This is a genomic window from Streptomyces pimonensis, assembly GCF_041380215.1.
GTDB classification, from domain to species: Bacteria; Actinomycetota; Actinomycetes; order Streptomycetales; family Streptomycetaceae; genus Streptomyces; species Streptomyces pimonensis.
On record NZ_JAHWZY010000006.1, the window covers coordinates 93,426 to 117,319 of the forward strand.

Here is a 23,894-nt window from a genome sequence, read left to right on the forward strand (position 1 = left end):
CCGGCGGTTGTTACGCTCACCGCGTGAGGATTCCGGGCCCCGAAGAGATCCGCGCGCTGCACGAGAAGCACGCGCCCGACGCCGAGGCGTTCACGCTCGTCCACACGCACTGCGAGGTCGTCTGGAGCATCGCCGAGCAACTCATCTCGGCCTCGCGCCTCGACGTCGACGCCGAACTGGTCCGCGCCGGCTGCCTCCTCCACGACATCGGCGTCTACCGCCTCTACGGGGACGACGGCCGGCTGGACCACGGGAACTACATCCGGCACGGGCTGCTCGGCCACGAACTCCTCGGGAACGAGGGCTTCCCGGAGCCCCTGCGCCGGTTCTGCTCCCACCACACGGGGGTGGGGGTCACGAAGGACGACGTCCTGCGCCAGAACCTCCCGATCCCTCCCGCCGACTACCTCGCGGTGACGCGGGAGGAGCGGCTGGTGATGTACGCGGACAAGTTCCACAGTAAGTCCCGGCCGTCGGCGTTCCTCTCCCCCGACGCGTACGCCGCCCACGTCCGCCGCTTCGGCGAGGAGAAGGTAGCCGCCTTCCAGGCCCTGCGCGCGGAGTTCGGCGACCCGGACCTCGACCGGCCGGTGCCGGGCCCCGACCTGCCGCCCGGCCGTTCCTGACGCACGGTGCGACGCGGGTGCGGGCGGCGACGACCGGGGCCTACTCCCCCGGCAGGTGTGCGTCCGGCGCGTCCGGGCGGTGGTCGGGAAGCCCCGAGCGGGTGGCCGCCTCGTGGCGCACCCGCAGGAACTCCAGGTGCCGCTCGTACTGGTCGAGACTGTCGGCGATGAGCTGTTCCTTGGTGTAACCCATCACGTCGTAGTCCTGGTTGCCCTCGGTGAGCCGGACCTCGAAACGTACGTAGGTGTCGTGCGTGCTGACCGACCGGACGGCGAACGCGGGGGTGGGCAGTTCCACGGGCCGGACCTCGTAGAGGAACGCGTCGTCGGGGCCGATCGGTACCCGCAGACCAACGTGGGTGAGGCCGTTCTCCTCGACGGTGCCCTCCAGGACCTCCGCCTCCGCTCCTTGCTGCCGCAGCTCCTCGGCGACCTCCTGGAGGGCGGGACGGCACACCTGGTCGACGAATCGCGCGGCCGCCCTCCTGCCGGGGAACGCCATCGTTCGCGCCAGCCGGCGCCGCCAGTTGGGCGCCCCCTGCAGACCGTGCTGCGCCATACGTCCGGAGAGCGCCCCGGGCAGCGTGGTGACCCTCGCCTCCTCCTTCATCCGTTCGGTGCGCAACGCCAGATAGAGCCCGGCCATGATCAGGAACATGACGAAGGAGAAGGGCAGCCCCATGATGATGGTGGCGTTGGTGAGCGCCTGCACACCGCCCACGATGAGCATGGCGAGGGTGAGCAGCCCGGTCGCCACCGCCCAGAAGATGCGCAGCCACGAGGGAGCATCGGTCACCGGGGTGGGCAGTTCGGCGCTGAGGTTGCCCATGACCAGGGCCCCGGAGTCAGCGGAGGTGACGTACAGCAGCAGCCCGACGAACGTGGCGAGTCCGGCACTGAACAGGAAGCCCGGATACTCCGCCAACAGGCTGTAGAAGCCCTGCTCGGGGACGCTCATCGCCGTTTCGCCGAACTCGGTGTTCCCGTCGCGCACCACGAACAGGGCGCTGTTGCCGAAGACCGCCAGGAAGAGGCCGGTGAAGAGGAACGGGATGACCAGCGTCGCCGCGACGAACTCGCGCAGGGTGCGGCCGCGGGAGATGCGGGCCAGGAAGAGCCCGACGAACGGCGCCCAGGCGACCCACCAGGCCCAGAAGAAGAGCGTCCACGCGTCCAGCCACTCGGTGGGCCGGTCGTAGGCGAAGGTGTTCAGGGTCATCGACGGGAAACGGCTGACGTAGTCCCCGACGTTCTGGACCACGGCGTTGAGCAGCCGGAACGGTTCCCCCACGACCAGGATGTAGAGCATCAGCAGGGTGGCGAGGAGGATGTTGAGCTGCGACAGCCGGCGGATGCCCTTGTCCACGCCGGACGCCGCGGACACGGTGGCCATCGCCACCGCGACGACGATCAGGGCGATCCGCGCGGCGAGCCCTTCCGGCACGTCGAAGAGGACCTTGAGTCCGTAGTTCAGCTGCACCACGCCGATGCCGAGCGTCACGCCGATGCCGAAGACGGTGCCGAGGACTGCCGCCAGGTCGACGGCGTCACCGATCCGTCCGTGGATCCGACGGCCGATGATCGGATAGAGCGCGGAGCGGATGGCGAGCGGCAGCCGGTACCGGAAGGAGAAGTAGCCGAGCGCCATGCCCATCAGCGCGTACATGCCCCAGCCGGTGATGCCGTAGTGGAAAAGCGTCCACACCACGGCCTGCCGGGCGGCCTCGAGTGTCTCCGGGTCGCCCTGCGGCGGCGCGAGGTAATGGCTGACCGGCCCGGAGACCGAGAAGAACATCAGGTCGATGCCGATGCCCGCCGCGAACAGCATCGCACCCCAGGTGAAGAGGCCGTAGTCGGGCTTGGAGTGCTTGGGGCCCAGCTTGACCGTGCCGTACTTGGAGACGCCGATGAAGACGACGAACAGCAGGTACAGGGTCGCGGCGACGAAGTAGTACCAGCCGAACCAGTGGGAGATCTTGCCGACCGCCACTCCGATGGCCGTTTCCGCGCCGGAGGGGGTGATGATCGCCCAGATAGAGATCGCGAGGACGAGGAGGGCCGATCCGAAGAACACCACGGGTTTGAGCCGGACCGGGCCCGTCGGCACGTCCTGGGACCGCATCCCCTCCGGTGCCCTTCCCGGGCCCTTGTCTCCAGCGGTCGACACGGTCATCCTCCTTCACTGAGGGCCAGGACGCCGGCTCCCGGTGGCCGGCGGCACCCGCCGCGGACCGCGGAGCTCTCAAGGCCTCTTGTCACTGCTCGGGGGCCCGGGACACACAGGGCGAGGCGGTGAACCGGTGGCCCCGGCCGGACGTGTTGCCCTCCGTGCGGCCGTTCCCGGGGAACGCGCGCGGCGGTCGGCCCCGCGGGAGGCCGCGGACCGGTCACCGTGCCGCTGCCCGGCCGGTGGTCCCGGGCCCGCCGGTGAGCAGGTCGGCGGCGCGTTCGGCGACGAGCAGGACGGTCACCATGGGGTTGATGGTGGGCATCGTCGGGAACACCGACGCGTCGACGATGCGCACTCCGTCGACGCCGCGCAGTCTCAGCCGGGGGTCGCAGACGGCCATCGGGTCGTCCGCCGCGCCCATGCGGCAGGTGCCCGCCGGGTGGTAGACGGTGTGGGCCGCGCGGCGCCCGTACTCCGACAGGCCGGCATCGGAGGTGACGTCCGGGCCGGGTGCGACCTCGCGGACGAGCCAGCCGCTCAGGGGATCGGTCGCGGCGACCTCCCGGGCCAGCTTGAGCCCCTCGACGACGGTGCGCTCGTCGTGGCCGTCGGGATCGGTGAAGTACCGGAAGTCCAGGGCGGGATGCTCGGCCGGGTGGGAACTGCGCAGCCACATGCGACCGGTGGAGCGGGCCCGCGGCACGTTGGGCGTCATGCACACCCCGTGTTCCGGGACGGGGTAGCCCAGGCGTTCGGTGTTGACGGTGAACGGCACCTGGTAGAAGTGGAACATCAGGTCCGGGCGCGGCTGTCCCTTCTCCAGGCGCAGGAACAGGCCGGCGTCGGAGTCCATCGCGGAGTTGGGCGGCAGCGGGCGGTCGGTCTCCCAGACGATCACGGACTCGGGATGGTCCAGCAGGTTCTCCCCCACGCCGGGCAGATCCACCCGTACGTCGATGCCCAGGCGGCGCAGGTCGTCGGCCGGGCCGATGCCGGACAGCATCAGCAGCCGCGGGGTGTCGATGGCTCCGGCGCAGAGCAGGAGTTCGCGTTCGGCGCGCACGGTGGCGGGTTCGCCGTCGGCGTCGCGGACGGCGACGCGGGTCAGTCTCCCCGACGCGTCGGCGAGCAGCCGGTGGGCCCGGGTCTCCAGGAGGAGGGTGAGGTTGGGGCGGTCCAGGACGGGGTGGAGGTAGGCGACGGAGGCGGAGGAACGCAGGTTGCCCTCCGGTTCGTAGGCCAAGGAGAAGAAGCCGGTGCCGTCGGCGAAGGGTTCGGCGTTGAAGTCGTCGACGACGGGGACGCCGGTGGCGCGGGAGGCGGCGGTGACGAAGTCCTTGGCGATGGGGTTGCGGTCGGCCTCGGCCACGGGGACGATCTTGGTCTGCAGCCGGTCGCGGTACGGAAGGATCGTCGCCGGGTCCCAGCCGGAGCATCCGGCGGCCACCCAGTCGTCGAGGTCCTGCGGCAGCGGCAGAAAGCTGATCAGCGTGTTGTGGGAGGAGCAGCCGCCGAGGACGCGGGCCCGTGAGTGCAGGATGTGGGAGTTGCCGCGTGGCTGTTCGACGGTGGTGTAGCCGTAGTCGAACTCCGTGCCGAGCAGGTTGATCCAGTTGCGCAGGCGCAGGATGCGCTCGTCGCCGACATCGCTGGGCCCGCCCTCGATGACGCAGACGCGGCAGTCGGGGTCCTCGCTCAGGCGGGCGGCGAGCACACAGCCGGCGGTGCCTCCGCCGACGATGACGTAGTCGTAGGAGGACTCGGCGCCGTGTGAGGTGGTCGAGGCCATCGGGTGCCTTTCTTCGTGACCGTCGGTGGGGCGTGCCGCTCGCGCTCAGCCTTTGAACCAGCCGGAGGGTCCGGGTGCGAGGTTCTGGTAGATGTGCTTGGCCTCCTGGTATTCGCGCAGGCCCGTGGGGCCGAGCTCGCGCCCGACCCCGGAGCGGCCGAAGCCGCCCCACTCGGCCTGCGGGACGTAAGGATGGAAGTCGTTGATCCACACGGTGCCGTGCCGCAGCCGTTGCGCGACGCGCTGGGCCCGGCCCGCGTCGGAGGTCCACACACCGCCGGCCAGGCCGTAGCGGGTGTCGTTGGCCAGTTCCACCGCCTCGTCCTCGGTGTGGAAACGCTCGACGGTGACCACCGGTCCGAAGACCTCCTCCCGCACGATGCGCATGGACCTGTCGCAGTCGGCGAAGACCGTCGGCAGCAGGAAGAAGCCGCGGCTCAGCTCCGGGTCGTCGGGTCGGGTGCCGCCGGTGACGAGCCGGGCGCCCTCCTCCCGGGCGACGGCGATGTGGCGTTCGACCTTGTCACGGTGGTCGGCGGAGCTGAGCGGGCCGCTCTCCGTGCCCTCCTCCATGCCGTTGCCGAGGCGGATCGCGCGGGCGCGTCCGGCGAGGGCGTCGACGAACCGGTCGTGCAGGGAGTCCTGGACCAGCAGGCGGGAACCGGCGGAGCAGACCTGTCCGGCGTGCAGGAAGGCCGCGTCGAGCGCGTAGTCCACGGCGGCGGCGAAGTCGGCGTCCTCGAACACGATGTTGGGGTTCTTGCCGCCCAGTTCCAGGGCGATGTTCTTCGGCCCCTCGGCGGCGGCGGCCATGATGGCGCGTCCGGTGGCCAGGCCCCCGGTGAAGGACACCAGGTCGACCTCGGGGTGGGACGTGAGAGCCGCGCCGACGTTCGCTCCGGAACCGAGCACCAGGTTGGCGACGCCCGGCGGGGCACCGGCCTCCTCGATCAGGCGGATCATGGCGATCGTGGTGAGCGGTGTGGTCTCGCTGGGTTTGAGGACGAAGGTGTTGCCCGCGGCCAGCGCCGGCGCGACCTTCCACGACGCCTGCAGCAGCGGATAATTCCAGGGGGCGATGAGCGCGCACACCCCGACCGGCTGGTAGACGACGCGGCTGAGGACGTCCGGGCCGACGTCCACGACACGGCCGCCGTCCTTGCCCGCGAGTTCCGCGAAGTACCGGAAGGCGTTCGCCACGTCCTCCACGTCGATGCGGGCCTCGGTCAGCGTCTTGCCGGTGTCGAGGGTCTCGGTGCGGGCGATCTCGTCGATGTCGCGCAGCAGCAGGTCGTGGACCCGCAGCAGGAGGTCGGCACGCCGGCGGGTGGGGGCGTTCGCCCAGTCCTCCTCGTCGAAGGCTCGCCGGGCGGCGCGCACCGCCCGGTCCACGTCGGTGGCGTCCGCCTCGTCGACGGTGGTGACGACGGAGGCGTCGTACGGGTTGACCACGTCCCGCCGTCCGCCGGCCGCCGCGTTCGTCCACTCGCCGTCGATGTACAGCTCGCCCATCGCGGGCCTCCTTCGCATCCGACCGGCACCGGTCGGTCTGCCGGTCGGCCGCACGGCCCATCGTGCGGCCGGCGGCCCCGGACCGCACGGCCACCGTCGCGACCGGGTGGCGGGGTGACCCGGTCGGGCTAACGACCGGCCGGGGCGGGCCGCCCCGGAGGCGTACGAGGAGGTGACGCACGCGGCGACGGGGAACGGCCGGTGAGGTGCGCGGACACGTTCCGCACCGGGCCCCGCCCGCCGGTGTTCCTCACCTCCGACGAGTACGCCGCCCACGTCCGTCGCTCAGGCGAGGACAAGGTGGCCGCGTTCGAGGCGCTGCGCACGGAATCCGGCGACCCGGATCCCGCCGGACCGGTGCCGTACGGGGCGCGGAGGAAGACCCCGGCACGCCGCTGTTCACGCGTGGGGGCCGGGGATCACCCCGGTCACCGACCCGAGGACCTTCTCCACCCGCAGGACCGCGCTGCGGACGGCTCCCGCCTCCGCGACCAGCACGTCGGGGACATGGGACTCGTGGAAGCGGAGGTACCCGACGGTGCCCGCGGTCGTCGTGCGCGCGCCGAGCCACAGCACCATCCTGCGCAGGTCGTCGAACTCGTCGGGATGCGCCTCCTGCCGCACGGTCAGCGCCCACTGCGGACCGTCTGAACACAGTTCCCCGACCAACGCGCCCCCGATCCGCAGCGCCGGCCCCCGGTCTTCCCAGAGGGGGTACTCGTAACCGTACTCCTGCCGACCGCCCTCCTCTCCCAGGTGCCAGCGGAGCAGGGCGAGGTCCTGCGGCGGGAGCGAGCCCGGCAGGTCGAGCGTGAGCTGGAGCTCGTAGATGTCGGCCATGATCAGAAGGCTACGAGTCCCGGTGCCGGTGTCCTTCACCGCGGCCCGGGGAGGACGCCGGACACGGCAAAGGCCCTGGACCGTCACGTCCGTCGACCTACTGTGACCGCATGACGGCGAAGTCCCTTCCCTGCCTCACCCCGACCGGCACCTGCTGGTGCGGCTGCGCCAAGAAGGCCGGAGCCGGATCGTTCTTCGCCCCCGGCCACGACAAGGTCGCGGAGGCGGCGCTGCCCGCGGTCGCATACGGTTCCTCCGTCGCCCGGTTGCCGCACGGACACGGATACGGCCCCGGACACCCGGTGAGCGCGCGTGCCGTGTCCGAGGGCGTCTGGCGGAAGTGCCCGGCCTGCGACCACGTCGGCGCGCCGGCGAGCATCACCGACCACACGAAGAAGGCGCGCACCGCCGCCGTCGGCGAGCGGGCACAGGGGGCGGAGCGTCGACCGGACCGGACTCCAGACAGCGGGCCGACCTCGAGAAGGCGGTGCGCACGTACGGCGGCTGCTGGGACACCGAACGCGGCCTGCGCGCACTGCGCGACGCGGGGCACGATCCGCAGGACAAGCACACTCGGCAAGTCCTGCGCGATCTCGCGAGCGGAGGTCTGCTGGTGAAGGTGGCGGACCGGCCGGTCCGTTGCAGCGCGGTGCGGGCCGGCTGAAGCGCGCCGGCCCGCATCACCGTTCCTGCCGTCATCCCGGTCGAGGCGTCGTCAGTGTCTGCTGGAGCTGCCCGCCCGGCACACCCTGGACGACGACCCGGAGGTCGCCGAGGCGCTCGCCGCGACGGCGGCCCGCTTCCCGGAGCGGGGCGCCCTGGTCAACGGTGAGCCGCTCACCGCGTCGCGCATCGCGATCGGCGCGGCACGGACCGTCCAGGTGGAGGCGGTACGGTCCCGGCTGGCGGCGCGCGGTCTGACGGCCATCACGGTGGACACCGCCAACCGGCTGCAAGGCCGCGAGTTCGACGTCACCCTGGTCTGGCACCCGCTCTCCGGCCGCCAGGACGCCTCCGCCTTCCACCTGGAGACCGGCCGCCTGTGTGTCCTGCTCTCCCGGCACCGCTTCGCCTGCGTGGTGGTGGCCCGGGCGGGAATCACCGACCTGCTGGACCGGCATCCGCGTAGCAGCCCGGTGTATCTGGACGTGCCGCCGAACTTCCCGGACGGGTGGCGGGCGCACCAGGTGGTGACGGAGCGCCTGGGACGGCAGGAGCACCGGGTCCACGACTGAAGTTCACACAGCCCGTGTGCGCGGCCGGGCGGCCCTGCCCGTAATCACGTACTGCTTCTCCTGAGAATTCCGGAGGCGCCGGTGATTCCTGACGTCTTCCTCCCAGAATGCCTGCGCCTCGCCGAGGGCCGGGACCGGGCGGTCCAAGTGGTCCAGTACCTGGGCGTACAGCGGGTGAACCCGGTTGCCGCGGGCGGCTACGAGTGCCGACAGCAGCGGCCGGCCGGGGCACGTCGCTCGGTCGACTTCCACCAGTACCGACACCTTGTCGTCCGGGTGGAGCGCGGGCAGTCGGCTGTCCAGGCGTTCCCCCAATTCCATCCAGGTGAGCGGACGAGCTGTCCGGGCGGAAGCCATGCCGAGTGACCACCGCACCAGATCGGCGTAGGCCCCTATCTCCCGGAGAGTAGGACGTGCCGCCATGACCGCAGCGTGGGCGTGCCATGCGGCGATACGTCGTCGCAGTACGGACCCCGTCGGATGCCACATCGCCTCCTCACAGGCCGCGATGCCGCGCAGGGCGGCGTGGAGCTGGTCGAGATGGAGGTCGTCGCCGACTTCGTCGAGATGGTCGAGGAGGGACACCAGGCGTTCGGTGGCCCGTCTGTCGTCCTCCGCGCGGAACTGGCCCGGCGACAGAGCCGGAGCTCGCGAACTGCTCTCCAGTACGTGGCCGGGTCTTGCGGAGGTTTCCCGATCCGCGGGCTGAGGCTCTGCGGGCCGGGGCGCTTGCGGCGCCGTCGGCTGTCGGGCAGGCACGACGACAGGCGGTGCGATGACGGATGTCGGGGTGGCAGACCGTACAAGGTGCGAGGCAGGCTGTCGGGCTTCCCGGCCCTGGCGGACGACGCCGTTCGGAGTGAGTTCCAGTCCGGGCGCCTGCAAGCCATAGGCGGTCATCCGGCACTTGGAAAGAGGGACCCACTCGACGGGGGCGTCCGGGAACTGCACGCCGACGTCCACGACACGCGTGATCCCCTCCGGCCGGCACTGGACACGGATGGCGTATCCCTGTCTGTCCATCTGCCAGTTGGCGAGCATGCTGTCGGGGCCGAACATCCACTCCACGTCGGCCCACCGTCCGTGAAGTTCGGCGTCGGCGCGTTCCCACTCCGTTTTGGACCCTCTGGCCAGTTGGACGCGCACGAGGTGGCGGAGCGGGCTTCCGTCGCGGGTGTAGAGGAGGTCGACCACCTCCCGCACCTTCTGTCCCCGCTGTTTGTAACGCACCTGGACGTTCCTGTACTTCTGTTTCTTCATCCAGGCCGCGAGAGCTCTACCGATGTAGAGGTGGTCCGCGCTGGCCTCGTTGGTCGAGACCCGTCGGCAGCGGCCCGAGACGACATGTGCGAAGTGGCACTTCTTGTCGCGGTACTTGCGGGCCGACAGTTTCTTGCCGCATCCACCGAGGAGCGTGCCGCAGTAGAACTCCCGGGCGGGGTACTCACGGATGAAGCGATCGTAGGCGGCCGCGTCCATGGGCAGGTACACCGGGTGGTCGGCGCCCGGTGAACCCGCGACTGCCGTCTGAACCTTGCGTGTGTCCTCTTCCTCGGCGGACAGTGGCACGGCTGGACTCCGAAGGTGGTGCGGTGAGCGGACGGTGGACGGAGGACGGCTGCTCTCCGTCCTCCAGCGGGAAGCCCTTCTCAGGCGGAGCCGTTCAAGGCCTGCAGGCGCACGGGCTCGGACAGCACGCTTCGGGCGCCCTCGAAGTCGGCCAGGCGGGACGCGACCGTGGCGACGGCGAGGCGTTCGGGAAGGGCGGCGGAGAACTTCAGGCCGCGTACGGCGCGGGGGTCGACGTCCGGCAGGACGAGACTCTCGCCCACACTCTCCCGGGCCGCCCGCCAGCCGGCCGGGGTGAGGTCCTCGCGCAGGCGCAGCCAGCAGTCGGTGGGCCGTTGCAGCGGATCGGAGACCAGGGGGAGCGTGGCCGCGAGGGTGGCGTTGGCGCGGTAGCCGGCCCAGGTCCACCAGCGGACGTCGGTGCCGACGCGGGTGATCAGCGTGCCTGCTGGGTGCACGGTGTCGGGTGCGTCGCTCTCGCGTTGCTCGGCCAGGCACGCCTCGGCACGTCGAGTGAGCGACACGGGAGGGTCCTCGCCGAGCAGGACCTCGCGCATGGCGCGCGTCAGGGCGTACGACAGTCCTGCGATGCCGCCGTTCATCCACTTGGCGATGCCACCGCCGTCGGCGGGTTCGACGAAGACGCGTTTGCGCAACCAGTCGATGTAGGTGACCTGCCAGCTGCGTCCGCCGAGCAGCAGGCGTCGCGGACCCGGGCGTTCCTCGGTGAGCACGCTCGGGTCGGTGCGGCCGATCTCGGTGCGCCCGGACAGGACGGTGAACTGCGGTGGCGCGGTGAAGGACGCGGTGAGTTCGATGAAGTGCCGTTTGCCGAAGCGGCGTTCCGCCTCGGGGCCGACGAACAGCATGCCGTCGTCGCTGTCGAGAAAGCCCTCGTCGGTGAGATGGCGCAGGATCGGGGCGGCGGACCGGTCGAAGGGGGCGAGGCCGTTCCACTGCTGTTCCCACAGCTGGTCGCCGAGCTTGTGCTGTTGCAGGGTGGCGGCGAGGAGCTGCTGGGCCACGAGATGGCGCGGCTCGGGCGGTGGGAGGACCGGTTCGACCCAGCCGCGCGACCACAGCAGGAGCAGTCCCGCCGCCTGCAGCAGGGTGTCCTTGCTTGTGGTGAGAAACAGACAGTTGCGTACGGTGCCCGCGCGTCGGCCGGTGCGGCCGATGCGCTGCAGGAAGGAGGCGACGGAGGCCGGGGAGTCGATCTGGATGACGCGGTCCAGGTCACCGACGTCGATGCCGAGTTCGAGGGTGGAGGTGGAGACGATGACGCAGTCGCGCGCCTCGGCGAAGGCCTGCTCGGAGCGGGTGCGTTCGTCGACGGAGAGGGAGGCGTGGGACAGGAAGACGGTCACCTCGCGGGCACGGAGCGCGGCGCCCAGTTCCTCGACCTGGCGGCGCGAGTCGCAGAAGACGAGGCGTTTCTCTCCGCGGTGCAGGGCGGCGATGAGCTTGGCGGCGTTGTCGAGGGAGCCCACATAGTCGAGTTCCACCTCGCCCGCGGGCCTGCGGGACGGCTCCTCGGCAGCCTGCTCCCCGTGTCCGGCCGCACCGGTGGCGGGCAGGTGGACGCCCGGTGCGACGACCCGTCCGGTGCGGTTCCCGGCACCGGCCCCCTGCAGCCAGCGCAGCAGTTGCTCGGGGTTGCCGACGGTCGCCGAGAGGCCGACGCGCTGGATGGGCCGGCCGGTGACCCGCTCCAGCCGTTCGAGCACGGCGAGCAGGTGCCAGCCCCGGTCGTCGCCCGCGAAGGCGTGCACTTCGTCGACGACGACGGCCCGGACACTGCCCAGCAGCCGCGCATGGTCGGTCTTGACGCCGATCAGCATCGCCTCGAGCGACTCGGGCGTGGTCAGCAGGACGTCCGGCGCCTCGGTGCGGATGCGCTGCCGCTGCGACTCCTTGGTGTCGCCGTGCCAGAGGGCCGCGCGCCGCCCCAGCCACTGGGCGTAGGTGTCGACGCGACCGACCAGGTTGTTGAGGAGCGCCTTGAGGGGGCACAGGTACAGTACCGAGGTGCCGGTCCACCGCTGTTCGGCCATCGCCGACAGCAGCGGGAAGCAGGCCGCCTCGGTCTTGCCGCCGGCTGTCGGGGCCAGCAGGACGGCGTCCTCGCCGTCCATGAGCGAGGTGATCGCCGCCCGCTGGAGGGGACGCAGGTCGGGCCAGCCGAGGGTGTTGACGATGTGATGCAGGACGACGGGGTCGAGCCGGTCGAGTGCGTCGGCTCCGGCCTCGGCCGGACCCGTTCCGGCCGGGCTGTCGGCTTCCGCCATCACAGTTCCAGGTCGATGTCGTCGGCGGACGCGGCGGCCAGGTTCCGCTCCACGTCGGTGAGCTCACTGCTCGCGACGGTCAGCTTGTAGTGCCGCCGGGGGTCGAAGTCGTCGAACTGGTCCACGCGGTCGAGCACGTCCCCGACGAGCTTCTTCAGGAACAGCCGGGGAGCCACCCCGGCCTTCCCGCCCAGCGCCCCGCCGACGGCCCGCGCGAGGTCCGCGACGTAGGCGTCGTCGACGACCGTCCGTACGCGCTCGGGCGACGTGGCGGCGTCCGCGTACAGGTCCCTGATGGTGACGCCGAGGCCGACCAGGGACTCCTGGGTGAAGCCGGGCAGCCGGATCTGGACGGCGCGGGGGTTGTCGAAGCGCGGGTCGGTGGTGAAGTCGGTGGCGATCCGCTGGGCGAGCGGGGCCAGGCGCTGCACGCCCTGCTGACCGTCGTAGAAGGCGGGCGTGCCGGTGATGACGAGGTACAGGCCGGGGAAGCGGCCGGAGTGCACCTCGTCGATGAGCTGCCGCAGGGCGTTGAGCGCCTTGTCGCGGGCGTCGGAGCGGACCCGCTGAAGCGTCTCCACCTCGTCGAGGACGACGAAGAGCCCGGTGTGCCCGGAGTCGCGCAGCACGGTGAGCAGCCCCTGCAGGAAGCCGAGCGCCCCGAAGTGGTCCAGGTCACCGCGCACCCCGGCGGACCGGCGGGCGGAGGCGGCGACGTGTGGCTGCCCGCCGAGCCACGCCAGCACGGCCGCGGCGGTCGCCTCGTCGCCGTCGGCGAGTGCGGCCCGGTGGCCGCGCAGGGCGGTGGCGAAGGACGGGGCGTGCCGGGACACCTCGGCGAGCCGCGCGACGAGCAGCTTCTCCACCTCGCCGGGCAGCTCCTCCTCGGTCGCGCCGGCCGCGAGGGCGTCCTCCTCCAGGGCGTAGAACCAGGCGTCCACGACCGGGCGCAGGGCGCTGGGCGGGAAGCTGGAGGTGGTGAGTCGCTCGGTGAGCCGCCGGTAGACCGTCTCCAACTTGTGCAGCGGCGTCTCGTTCTCCGAGATCTGGATCTCGGCCACGGCGAAGTTGCGGCGCTTGGCCCGCTCCCCCAGCCAGCGGGTGAAGAACGTCTTGCCGGACCCGTACTCACCGCGTACGGCCTTGAACACGGACCCGCCGGAGGCGACGGCGTCCAGTTCCGCGTCGAGGGCCGCCTCGAACCGGTCGAGTCCGGTGGCGAGCAGGTCGAGCCCGCTCTCGGGCACGGCCCCGCGGCGCAGGGCGTCGACGACGGTACGGCGGCGGGCGGCGCTGACCTGTGCGGGGCGCTTGGATCCGGTGGTGCTCACGGGGAACAGTGTTCCATCTCCTCGCGCTTCAGTGCCCGGGCGAAGGGCCACAGTGTCCGGTTCGCAGGCAAGTGCCCGTTGGTTTCGAGTTCCGCACTCGAAGCCGATGGCGAGTCGACGGTGCCGGGGTCTCCCCCGCCGTCCCTCATGCTCGCGAGGCAGTTGGTGTGAACAGTACATTCGGGGGCGCGGCACATGGCCGACGAGATCAAGTACGAGTCGTCGCCGAAGTCGGCGAATTCAACGCGGTCCAGTGCCTCTTCCACCTCGACCCGATCTCGGCGGAAGCCCGGTAGTCAACCCTTCTCCCCCAAGGACACCGCGGAACTCCTGGGTGGGTGGGCGCTCGCTGATGGTCTTGTTCATCTTCGAACCGGCTTGACCGTCACCACAGAGCGCTGCTGGAATCACTCTCCGTACAGACAACAGGGCGGGGAGTGGAGTCACATGGCAGCCCTCGACAACGTGAAACTCAAGGACGTTCTGGCGGATGTCGCCTCGGGCTCCTTACAACTGCCGGACTTCCAGCGGAACTGGAAGTGGGACGACGACCGGATCCGGGCGATCATCGCGACGGTCACGCTGGACTACCCGCTCGGCGTCGTGATGACGCTGCAGACCGGCGGCGCCACTCGGTTCCGCTCCCGGACCCTCACCGGCGCACGGCCGGACGGTGATCCGGAGGCCGATCTCCTGCTGCTGGACGGGCAGCAGCGCCTCACCTCGCTCTTCCAGTCCCTGTGGCTGGACGCCCCGGTGGAGACGGCGGACGCCCGGGGCAAGGCCATCCAGCGCTGGTACTACGTCGACATCGCGAAGGCCGTCGGGCCGTCCGCGGACCGCGACGAGGCCATCGTGTCCGTCCCGGCCGACAAGGTGCTCCGCACGGACTTCAACCGCACCGTGGTGCTGGACCTGAGCACCACCGAGGCCGAGTGCGCGACCGGCCTCTTCCCCCTCCACTTCGTCTTCGACGCCCAGCGCGTCAACGAGTGGAAGAAGGTGTACATCAAGGCGGACGAGGACCGGAACTGGGATCTGTGGGGCCAGTTCGACGAGGCGGTCCTCCAGCAGGTCCGCGCCTTCCAGGTACCGATGATCCGGCTGGCCGCCTCCACCTCCATGGACGCCGTCTGCGCGGTGTTCGAGCGGGTCAACACGGGCGGTGTGCCCCTGAACGTCTTCGAACTGCTCACCGCGACGTACGCCGGTGACCGCGACTACGTGGAGCGGACCGGGGACTACTACCGGCTTCCCGAGGTCTGGCGGGAGATCAAACAGGCACTGGCGGCCAAGTACCCGGTCTTCGGCCGTATCGAGAGCGGCCTTGAGAACGGGCTGAGCAGCATCGACTTCCTGCAGGCCATCGCGCTGGTGCGCACCTGGGAGCGGAAGCAGGAGGGCCTCGGGGCCACGGTGTCCTGCAAGCGCCGCGACCTGCTGGACCTCCCCCTGGCCGACTTCGTCCGCCTGGCGCCCAAGCTCGCCGACGCCTTCGCCTGGGTGGGCGACTTCCTGGAGCGGCAGTGCATCGTCCGCCCGGCCGACCTGCCGTACAAGACGCAGCTCGTCCCGCTCGCGGCCGTCCGCGCCATCATCGACACGGGGACGGACGGCCTGGGGGCGGAGGAGAAGATCGAACAGTGGTACTGGTGCGGGGTCCTCGGTGAGATGTACGGCGGTTCCACGGAGACGCGCTTCACCAAGGACGTCGAACAGCTCGTCCCCTGGATCGCGCAGGACGAGAAGGCGCCCGAGACGGTCACGGAGGCGTTCTTCTTCGCCGACCGCCTCGACACCCTCACCACCCGCAACAGCGCCGCCTACAAGGGCATCTACGCCCTGCTGGTCAAGCAGGGGGCGGTGGACTGGCACCACACGGGTGCCCCGCTCAGTCCCGGCCGACTGGACGAGTACGGGGTCGACATCCGGCAGATCTTCCCCAAGACGTGGTTCCGACGGGGCAACAGCAACGGTCTGCCCACGAGTTCGATCGTGAACAAGACTCCCTTGTCCTACCGTGCCGCGATGGACATGACGGGGGCGCCGTCGTCGTACCTGTCCACGATGATCGCCGCGTCCGACATGCGTCCCGAGTGGTTCGACGACGTCCTGACCACCCACCTGATCGATCCGGACGCCCTGCGCGAGAACGACTACGAGCGCTTCTACCGCGATCGCTCCAAGCAGTTGCAGGACCTCGTGCACTCCGCCATGGGCAAAAGGACGATGCTCCGTGACCTGCCGGAGGGTGACGCCCGATGACGACCAGGCCGTACGAGCGGGACGTCGCCTCGCTCAAGGGCAGGACCGTGTCCGTGCAGGAGATCCTCGACCTGTTCCAGGTCAGGGTCCGTGACCACCGGTCGGTGCACCGGATCTCGCAGGCACTGACGGACGCCGGGCTGACCACGCTGCCGGACTTCGCCGTCTGTGGTCTGCGCAGCACCGTCGACGTCGTGCCGCTGGCGGCCGTTCCCGCACAGCGCACGCCGGCCGACGCGGACGACGAGGCCGACGCGACGGACGAGGCCCTGCCCTCGCACGCCCTGCCGCAGCGACTGCTGCTCGGCGACATCCCGTCGGCACGGCGCGGCCTGATGTCCGTGGGACCCGGCACGCCCCTGTCCCAGGCGACCTTCCTGATGCGCACCAAGGGCTTCTCTCAGATCCCGGTGACCACCGGCATGGCGCAGGTCCACGGAGTCGTCACCTGGGGATCCGTGGCCAAGATGTACGAGGCGGGGAAGGAGGCCACCCTCGACAACGCGATGGAGAAGGATTCGCTGCCCGTCTTCGACTCCCGGCAGGAGTTCTTCGCCGTCCTTCCGGTCATCCGCGAACACGGCTACCTGCTCGTCCGCGGCGACGACGGCTGTCTGTCGGGCATCGTCACCGCCGCGGACGTCACGGAACGCTTCGAGGGGGCCGCGCGCCCCTTCTTCATCGTGGGCGAGATCGAGTCACTGCTGCGCCGCTGTCTGGGCGCGGCGCTCGATGTGGAGACCATCAAGGCGGTCCAGACGAACAGGAAGCCTGAGCAGCGCACGGGGCAAGTGTCGGACCTGATGTTCGGCGACTACTTGAGGCTCCTGGACGGCGACCAGACGAAGCAGTCCCTCGCCGAGCGGGCCGACCGCAATTGGGAGGCGCTCAAGTGGCCCAATATGCCACGTGAGCAGTTCATCGGCCTCCTGAAGCGGGTGAACGTCATCCGCAATCGGATCGCCCACTTCAGCGAGAAGCCGCTTCCGCCGGAGATGACCGACGAGCTGACGACCTTCGCGAAGGTACTGCGGGAGTTCGCGTCATGAGGTAGTGGGATGGGGATGCTCCTCAGTTCGGGCACGCGATCTCGGCCCACACCGTCTTCGTGCAGGTGGCCCGCACCTCGCAGCCCCAGCGTTCGGCGTACGCCGACACCAAAAGCAGCCCCCGTCCCGAGCCCGCTTCGAGGGAGCCGGTCTCGGCGGCGGGGGCTGCCGGCGGCAGCCGTTCGGGGCGCGCGTCGGTCACCTCGACACGAACGTGCCCCGGGAGCCGCAGCAGGGAGAACCTGAAGTCCCGTCCCGGCAGCCGGCCGTGTGTGACGGCGTTGGCCGCCGGCTCCACCGTGACCACCGTCTGACAACGGACCACTCGAGGCGCCTCGGACCTTGGTCCTGAGACGCCCCGAGTCGTGTCGTCAGCCCGCTCCGAGGGCGAACTGCTCGCGCAGCAGCGCCTCGTGGAGCCGCAGGGTGCGGCCGTCCGGCAGGGTCTCCAGGACCTGTACGCCGTCGTAGTTGAGGAGTTGCCGCAGGACGGCGGCGAAGCCGTCGCCCCGGGTGACGGGCATGCCGGCGCGCTGGGCGAGCGCGGTCACGGGCAGGGTGCCGCCCGCGTCCAGCAGGGCGGCGAGCGCCTTGTGGACCTGCTCCTGCTGCGGCTTGCGTGCCAGTCCGCCGAGCTGCGCCTGGTACGTCTCCGAGTCGAGCAGCGCCGTCACCAGCGTCTCGGTGCGGGAGACGACGGTCGGGGTGAGCAGGGCGTCGTCTCCTCCGGCGGTCAGCGCGACGTCGAAGAGCGTGTCGTGCGTCCGGGCGACTTCTACCTGCTCCTTCTTGGCCTTGCCCGTCGGCTTCCTGGAGGCAGGAGCCGTCGCGGTCACCGGCCGAGCGGTGCGCTCGTCCGGGAGCGGTGTCTTTCCGGTCTCCTCCAGAACCCACCAGGCCGGTCGCTGGTCGCCCAGTTCCCGCCACCCCTTGGGCGGCTCCGCGCCGAACGGCAGGAAGGCGAGCACCGGGATGGTGACCTCGGCGAGCGACGCCCCACCGTGGTAGCCGGCCTTGAGGGCGGTGTAGCGGGAGTCGGCGTCCCACAGGGCGACGACGGACGCCCCGGGATCGGGCCAGACCACGCGCGGTCCGGACAGGGCGATCTCCCGTTCGGCGAGCGGACCGTCGCCGGGCAGGCGGTGGCGGGCGGAGGCGGGGTCGGAAGCAGGGTCGACCTTCGTGCCGTGCCGGTCGACGACGTGGCCGTGGTCGCTGGCGAGGACGACCGCCATGCCCTCGGTGGCCGCCGCCCGCAGCAGGTCGCGCAGGCCGGGCACGTCGTCGATCCGCCAGGTGCCGTCACCGAGCTTCTGTTCCTTGGCGAGCCGGTCGTCGATGGCGTTGAGAACGACGGCGACGTGGGTCCTGCCGTCGCCGAGCACCTCCGTGAGCGCCGGGCCGAAGGTGTCGCCCGCGGTCTCGGTGCGCAGGTCGTCCTTGTGGAACACGGCGGCAGGGGCCCCGCCCCACAGCTTCAGCGCGGGGAAGAGCCGCTTCTCGTCGGCCTGGGTGCCCTTCATCAGGGTGCCCGCGAAGAGGGAGGTGCGGGACACGGCCGTCACGGTGGGCAGGGCGGCCGCCATCGCCCGTCGGCGCGGGGCGTTGCCCTCGGGCAGCGGGTCGAACTCGGCCCAGGAACGACGCAGTTCCTCCCCCAGTTCGTTCGCGATGGCCGCGCTCATGCCGTCGAGCACGAGCAGCAGCACCCGCCGTTCCTCTCCGCGTCGCACGGCCGGGCCGACCACCCGGTCGAGGAAGGTCTCGACGGTGAGCATGGAGCCGGGCTGGGTGCCTGCCTCCGTCCAGGCCGCCAGGGAGCGCGCGAAGGACGCGTCGATCTGCCGACGCCGGTCCCTGGCCCGGGTGCCGAGGATGTCGTAGGCGGCCTTGAGGACGGGGTCCGGGTCGCCGCCGGCCTCGATGTGCTCCAGGGCGAGGTCCGCCCAGCCTGTCTCGGCCACGTGCCGCTGTAGGGCGTCGGCGACGGTGGGGGCGTCGACGGACGGGTCGGTGGCCAGCCAGCGGGCGAGGCGCTGGCCCATGCGGGCGCGTTCGATGCGGGCGGCCTCCTCCGGCTCGGCGGCGAGCCGGTGGTCCTCCAGGCGGCGGACGGCGTCCGCCACCGCGGCCGTGTCGTCCGCCGCGAGGGCCTGGCCGACGGCGGTGAACCGGGCCTCGAGTCCGCCGCGCAGGACGGGGCTCGCCGCCACGGCCTCCTCCGCGCCGAACTGACGGGCCAGGGCGGAGGCCCGGTCGAGCACGATGCGGGTGGTGCGGCGTGCCTCGCGGGCCTGGTCGGCGTCGGTGCCGCCGGTGCGGTGCCCGGCCGCCAGCAGCGTGCTCACGTACTCCTCGGCGGCCCGGCCGAGGACGGTCACCAGGGCGTCGAGCTGGCCGCCGGTCGCCGGGGGCTGGTCGCCGAAGTAGCGTTCGGCGCGGCCCCTGGCCCGGTAGGTCTCGGGGGCGGGCTCGGCGTGCTGCCACAGCGCCGCGCAGACGAGACCGAAGGCGACGGCGTCCGCGCCGCGCTCGGCGTCGACGAGGGCGAGCAGGGCGCGTCCGGCGAGGCCCGCCTGGTCCTCCTCGCCGAGGAAGGCGGTCAGCCCGGCGCGTTCGGGGCCGCGCAGGGCGAGGAGCCGTTCGGGGGCGCCGGGCCGGGTCGACCAGTGCAGCAGGGCCTGGGCGTCGAGCCGGTCGTCGCCGGGGCGACGCGTGCCGCCCTCGGTGTCGTAGCGGCCCAGGCGCAGGCGGCGCTGGGCGAGCGCGGTGAGGGCGTACTGGCGGGACAGCCAGCCGCCGGGCACGGCCGGCCAGCCGCCGGGCGGGGTGGCGTCGAGCAGGGCCTCGGCGGCCCAGTTGACGTCCTTGAGCCGGGGGTCTATCTGCCGGGCGCCGAACGCCTCGCGGACGACGTCCCAGCTGTCGACCGTGTCGATGCGCAGCTTGTGGACGCGGGCGAGGATCGCCGGGTCGAGTTCGTGCTGCTCGCGGTCGGTGAGGACGACCAGGACGGCGGGGCCGGGACGGCGGCCCGCCAGGTGGTCGAGGACGAGTTCGTGGACGGCGAGCGGCGACGGTGCCACCGCGACGCCGGCCGTGCGGCCTTCGCCCCAGGCGGGCTCGGCGGGGCCGTCCCACTGGGGGGCGGACCGCAGCAGCACGGTCCGGCGCCTGCCCTCGCCGTCCCCCGTGAGGGAGGCGGCGAGGGAGGACTGCGAGGACAGGTACTGGGTGACGGTCGCGGTGTTCAGCCGGACCGCGCCCGGTGCGACGGTGGCGGTGTCCGTCATTCGATGACCTGCCAGGTGATCTCGATGGTCGCGTTCGGGTGGCGGGCGGCCAGTTCGGACAGCTCCGCCTGGAGGTCGGCGGCGGCCTGGCGCACGGTCGTGCTGCGGCGCCCGGACTTGCGCGCGGTGCCGCCGCCGCTCGCCGGGGAGGGTGTCTCCTGCGGCGGGGTGTAGGGGATGCGCGGGTCGCTGGTCGGCGTGTCCAGGGACTGGCCGTCGGCCGTGGAGGGCTGGGGCGCGACGGGCGCGGGCGGCGGGGTGGCGGCGGCCTGGGCGCGCTTGATCAGGGCGACGACCTCGCGCTGGGTGCGGACCAGGGCGTCGCGCAGGTCTGCGGTGCGCTGGTCGTCGCGGGCCACGTTGCGCAGCGAGTCGAGCAGCGCCTCGCCCTCGGGGCCGAGCCCGGCGGCGAGCTCCAGGGTGCTCCAGGGGGCGGAGGCGACGGCCTCCGCGACCGCGCGGGCCTTCTTGATGGAGGTGCCGTACCGGTCGGCGCTGGTCTCGCCCAGGTCGAAGGAGGCGAGGGCCTCCACGGTCTTCTTCGCCCCGGCCGCGCCCTTGCCGGCCTCCGCCGTGAGCGCGTCCAGCAGCTGCAGGGAGCGGCGGGCGAGGGCGAGCCGTCCGGTGTCGGCGGTCTGGTCGAGGCCGAGGAAGGTGGCGTGGGCCTCCAGCTGGTGCACCAGGTCGGCCGCGTGGTCGCGGTGGTCGCGGGCGGCCTCGATGATCTGGCGGGCGAACTGGTTGACCATCCGGCCGCGCCGCAACGCGGGCGGCTTCGCCCCGAAGACCGTCTCGAAGCGCTGCCGTGCGGTGTCCCAGTCGGACTCGGCGGGCAGCGGCTGGCTGCGCAGCGCGTCGTGGTCCTTGATCGCGGACAGTTCGGGCGCGGGGTCGAGGACGGTGCCGCCGCGCACCCACACCCGGTCGTCCATCTCGGCGAAGGAGGCGACGACGAGCCGGGCGAGGAAGTCGGGCAGGCCGCGCGGGTCGGGCCGGTCGGTCCAGTCGGTGAGGGTGATCAGGGACAGGTCCCCGGTGACGCCCTGGGAGCTGGCCTGCCGGCGGAAGTGGTCGGCCCAGTAGCGGGACAGCTCGAAGTACGCCTCCTTCTGCTGTCCGAGGCGCAGGGGTCCGGCGATCCGCTGCATGAGCTTGCGGTCGGCGGCCGGGACCTCGATCCGCCCGTCGCGGGCCTCGGCGGCGGCCCGTACGTGCACGAACACCTTCTTGGTGTCGGCGGGCTTGACGGCGGTGCCGGTGGCGTCGGGGTCGAGGTCGGGGTGGGCCGGGTACTGGTGGGCGAGCAGCTTGCCCGCGACGTGCCGGATGCCGTCGTGCAGGCTCTGCCCGAAGGACAGGGTCAGTCCGTCGACGTCGGGCAGCGCGACGAGGTGGTCGTCGAAGTCCGGCACCACGTCGGCGGCCTGCTTCTGGGCGAGTCCGTACGCCTGCTTGAAGGCGCCCTTGACCTGCTTGAGCAGCGCCTCGCGCTGGGTTTCGAGCAGACCCTTGGCGCGGCTGCGGTTGTCGGCGTTGAGGTGGCCGGCGTACTGGGTGTCGAAGCGGTGCTCGTCGGCGAGGGCCTTGTCGATGACGACGAGGCGCCGGAAGTCCTGGAAGCGCTGCGCGGACAGGTGCGCGGGCAGCCAGGCGACGGTGCGGGACCGTTCGCCCTGCTGGCGTTCGCGCAGCCGCCGGATGCGGTTGACGTCCTCGACCGGGCCCCACTCGCCCTCGTCGAAGGGGAGGTCTATGGCGACGCGCCAGCGGCCCTCCTCCTGCGGCATCAGGTCGTGGTCGGGCAGCTCGTCCTCGTCGGCGACGTTGCCGAAGACGATCTCGGCGGTGCGGGCGGTGCCGCGCCAGGTGAAGCCGAGCTGGTCGCTCAACTGGCCGTGCTCGACGCCCAGTTCCTCGGAGAGCAGGCGGCGGGCGAGGGCGACGCGGTTGCCGGGGTTGTCGTTGACCTGGGCGTTGGCGATGACGGAGTCCACGTCGACGCCGGAGAGTTCGAGGCGGACGCCGGGGTTGGCGTCGGTGCCGGTCTCCTTGATCTCGGGGAACCTGGCGGCCCACTCGGCGACCTTGTTCTTGATGATGCCGACCTCGGCGCCCGGGATGGGCGCGAGGACCGAACCGTGGTTGAGCGCACCGAGCCGCCGGATGGTCAGTTCGGACAGGGCGGGCACGCTGGGCGCGAGCGCGGACAGCAGCAGCGTGCACACGAGCCGGTTGTCGCCGGTGAACATGCGGCAGCCGTTGAGCTTTTTCGGGTCGGTGAGGGACTCGGGCCGGTTGCGGTACTGCTCGACGTCGTCCTCGGTGATGTCGTACGAGCTGAGCAGGTAGGGCCGCAGCTTGGTCTTGTACAGCTTGTCGGCGGCCTCGAAGACGACCTTCAGGCTGTCGGTGAACGGCTTGTCGCCGCCCTTCGCGATCACCGGGTAGAGATCACCGACGGGGATGAGCTGCCCGAGGCGGATCTCGTTGCGGTGGTCGGCGAGGAGCTCGCCCATCAGCTTGAGACCGGTGCGGGAGCGCTGAAGGGCGGACGAGATGTGGACGAGGGTGTCCATGAACGCCGGCGAGAACGGGTACGTCAGCCGGAACGACTCCGCGTCCGCCCCGGTCGTGCCCTTCTCCGAGCCGAGCAGGGTGTCCCACACCTGCGGGCCGACCCGCTTGGTCTGCTCGAAGGCGGCGTCGACCAGCTGGGCCGCCTCGGCGTCCTTGGGCCTGAGGAGGCGGGCTTGGGCGATCTGCGGGAGGTTGCGGTCCTCCAGGGTGATCTTGTCGAAGCGGCCGGAGGCCAGGTTCAGGGTGTCCTGGATGGACGACTCGGCTGCACCGGACACCTCCTCGCCGACCAGCTCGCGCAGGTCGCGCTGGCGGGCGATGAGCGACACGACGGGGATGGCGCGGCGGGCGTCACCGCCCTCCACGAAGTTCGTGATCTTGCTGGCCTCGCGCGCCACGAACTTCTGCTCGTGGATGAGGGTCGCCAGCCACAGGATCAACTCGTCCAGGAACAGGATCAGTCCGTCGTAGCCGAGCGACTTGGCGTGCTCGGCTACGACGGAAAGACCGGCGTCCAGGGAGATGAAGCCGTGCTCGTTCTCGGCGGCGTTCGCGGTGAAACCGGGGAGGAGGTTGGTACTGGCGTCGTTGACCAGCTTGGCCCGCAGCTCGGCAGGGATGGACGGGTTGCGGAGGTTGAGCGGAATTCCCGCCTCGTGGTTCTCCTCGGCGGCGAGCGCGGTGTCGAGGAGCTGCGGGGTCCAGGCGAAGCCCTCGCCCCACTCGTCCTCCTCACCGTCGTCCGCGTCGCTGGTGCCCAAACCGCGGATGACGGCCTCGTCACCCATGTTGGCGCGCATGGCGCGGATGTCGGCGAAGAGGGAGTCGGTCCGGTACACCTGCGGGGTCGGGGCCTCGGGGTGCAGCTTCTTGACGTGGTGCACGTACCCGCCGAGCACCCGCTGCTCCAGGGCCTTCGCGCCGAGCATGTGGTAGGGCACGAGCAGGAACTTCTTGCCGTCCGTGCTCAGCCACTCGTGCCTGGTCAGCACCGGGTCGAACTCGGTGCGGGAGCGGGCGGCCGGGTCGCCGCTGAGCAGTGCGTACAGCACGGCCATGAAGTGCGACTTACCGGAACCGAACGAGCCGTGGAGATAGGCCGCCTTGGAGCGGTGCCCGTCCAGCGCGGACTTGATGAGGGCCAGCGCCTCGTCGAAGTTCTCCAGCAGCCGCTCGGTGACGACGTAGTCCTTGAGCGCGTGCCGGGCGCCCTCGGGCGTCGTCGCCTCGGCGAGGGACAGCACGAAGTCCGAGGTGGAGATGGACTCCTTGATGTCGATGACATCGCGGAGGAGGGGCGGCTGGGCCATTGCGGGTTCTCGCTCTCCCTGACGGTGGTCGCTGCTGCTG

At 71.3% G+C, this 23,894-nt stretch carries 15 protein-coding genes and 1 pseudogene; 6 read left to right on the forward strand and 10 right to left on the reverse strand.

What is annotated here, in order from left to right:
* Positions 1-23 precede the first annotated feature (23 nt).
* The gene (locus KYY02_RS08305; protein ID WP_371236953.1) at positions 24-626 is read left to right on the forward strand and encodes an HD domain-containing protein; all 603 of its coding nucleotides are present in this window, start codon (positions 24-26) and stop codon (positions 624-626) included.
* 40 nt (positions 627-666) lie between these two features.
* On the opposite strand, the gene betT is transcribed toward KYY02_RS08305, so the two are convergent.
* The 4 genes from betT to KYY02_RS08325 form a co-directional block, all read right to left on the reverse strand.
* On the reverse strand, positions 667-2,793 hold the full coding sequence (gene betT / locus KYY02_RS08310) for a choline BCCT transporter BetT (RefSeq protein ID WP_442538144.1): 2,127 nt from the start codon (positions 2,791-2,793) through the stop codon (positions 667-669).
* Positions 2,794-3,013: 220 nt separating this feature from the next.
* Positions 3,014-4,585, reverse strand: coding sequence for a GMC family oxidoreductase (locus KYY02_RS08315; protein ID WP_371236956.1), 1,572 nt, complete (start codon positions 4,583-4,585; stop codon positions 3,014-3,016).
* 45 nt (positions 4,586-4,630) lie between these two features.
* Positions 4,631-6,097 carry an aldehyde dehydrogenase family protein gene (locus tag KYY02_RS08320; RefSeq protein ID WP_371236958.1) on the reverse strand — a complete coding sequence of 489 codons (1,467 nt, stop codon included), beginning with the start codon at positions 6,095-6,097 and terminating at the stop codon, positions 4,631-4,633.
* Positions 6,098-6,496: 399 nt separating this feature from the next.
* On the reverse strand, positions 6,497-6,937 hold the full coding sequence (locus KYY02_RS08325; protein ID WP_371236959.1) for a hypothetical protein: 441 nt from the start codon (positions 6,935-6,937) through the stop codon (positions 6,497-6,499).
* A gap of 110 nt (positions 6,938-7,047) precedes the next feature.
* Here KYY02_RS08325 and KYY02_RS08330 point away from each other — a divergent pair, with 110 nt between their 5' ends.
* Both KYY02_RS08330 and KYY02_RS08335 read left to right on the forward strand, forming a co-directional pair.
* Entirely contained in the window at positions 7,048-7,554 is a 507-nt protein-coding gene (locus KYY02_RS08330) for a hypothetical protein (RefSeq protein WP_371236960.1), read from the forward strand.
* 108 nt (positions 7,555-7,662) lie between these two features.
* Positions 7,663-8,172: pseudogene (locus KYY02_RS08335) on the forward strand (AAA domain-containing protein); the annotation flags it as partial.
* Positions 8,173-8,175: 3 nt separating this feature from the next.
* Here the strand turns inward: KYY02_RS08335 and KYY02_RS08340 are convergent.
* From KYY02_RS08340 to brxD, 3 genes are all read right to left on the reverse strand, one after another.
* Positions 8,176-9,741 (reverse strand): competence protein CoiA family protein, encoded by a 1,566-nt coding sequence (locus KYY02_RS08340; RefSeq protein WP_371236961.1) that lies wholly within the window; start codon positions 9,739-9,741, stop codon positions 8,176-8,178.
* 80 nt (positions 9,742-9,821) lie between these two features.
* On the reverse strand, positions 9,822-12,029 hold the full coding sequence (locus KYY02_RS08345) for a DEAD/DEAH box helicase (RefSeq protein ID WP_371236962.1): 2,208 nt from the start codon (positions 12,027-12,029) through the stop codon (positions 9,822-9,824).
* Positions 12,029-13,360 carry a BREX system ATP-binding protein BrxD gene (gene brxD, locus KYY02_RS08350; protein ID WP_371236963.1) on the reverse strand — a complete coding sequence of 444 codons (1,332 nt, stop codon included), beginning with the start codon at positions 13,358-13,360 and terminating at the stop codon, positions 12,029-12,031. Before brxD ends, KYY02_RS08345 begins: the two co-directional genes overlap by 1 nt.
* 167 nt (positions 13,361-13,527) lie before the next feature.
* Here brxD and KYY02_RS08355 point away from each other — a divergent pair, with 167 nt between their 5' ends.
* From KYY02_RS08355 to KYY02_RS08365, 3 genes are all read left to right on the forward strand, one after another.
* Positions 13,528-13,656: a DUF4839 domain-containing protein gene (locus KYY02_RS08355; protein WP_371236964.1), complete on the forward strand. Its 129-nt coding sequence runs from the start codon at positions 13,528-13,530 to the stop codon at positions 13,654-13,656.
* Between the two features lie 151 nt (positions 13,657-13,807).
* Positions 13,808-15,625, forward strand: coding sequence for a GmrSD restriction endonuclease domain-containing protein (locus KYY02_RS08360; protein ID WP_371236965.1), 1,818 nt, complete (start codon positions 13,808-13,810; stop codon positions 15,623-15,625).
* Positions 15,622-16,674 carry a CBS domain-containing protein gene (locus KYY02_RS08365; RefSeq protein ID WP_371236967.1) on the forward strand — a complete coding sequence of 351 codons (1,053 nt, stop codon included), beginning with the start codon at positions 15,622-15,624 and terminating at the stop codon, positions 16,672-16,674. Before KYY02_RS08360 ends, KYY02_RS08365 begins: the two co-directional genes overlap by 4 nt.
* A gap of 22 nt (positions 16,675-16,696) precedes the next feature.
* Here KYY02_RS08365 and KYY02_RS08370 read toward each other — a convergent pair whose 3' ends face one another.
* Genes KYY02_RS08370 through pglY form a run of 3 tightly spaced genes read right to left on the reverse strand, consistent with a single transcriptional unit; the run spans position 16,697 to position 23,854 of the window.
* On the reverse strand, positions 16,697-16,999 hold the full coding sequence (locus tag KYY02_RS08370; protein ID WP_371236968.1) for an ATP-binding protein: 303 nt from the start codon (positions 16,997-16,999) through the stop codon (positions 16,697-16,699).
* 46 nt (positions 17,000-17,045) lie between these two features.
* A complete protein-coding gene (gene pglZ / locus KYY02_RS08375) occupies positions 17,046-19,967 on the reverse strand; it encodes a BREX-2 system phosphatase PglZ (RefSeq protein ID WP_371236969.1) in 2,922 nt (973 codons plus the stop codon).
* Positions 19,964-23,854 (reverse strand): BREX-2 system ATPase PglY, encoded by a 3,891-nt coding sequence (gene pglY, locus KYY02_RS08380; RefSeq protein WP_371236971.1) that lies wholly within the window; start codon positions 23,852-23,854, stop codon positions 19,964-19,966. The genes pglZ and pglY overlap by 4 nt, the downstream gene beginning before the upstream one ends.
* Between the last annotated feature and the right edge of the window lie 40 nt (positions 23,855-23,894).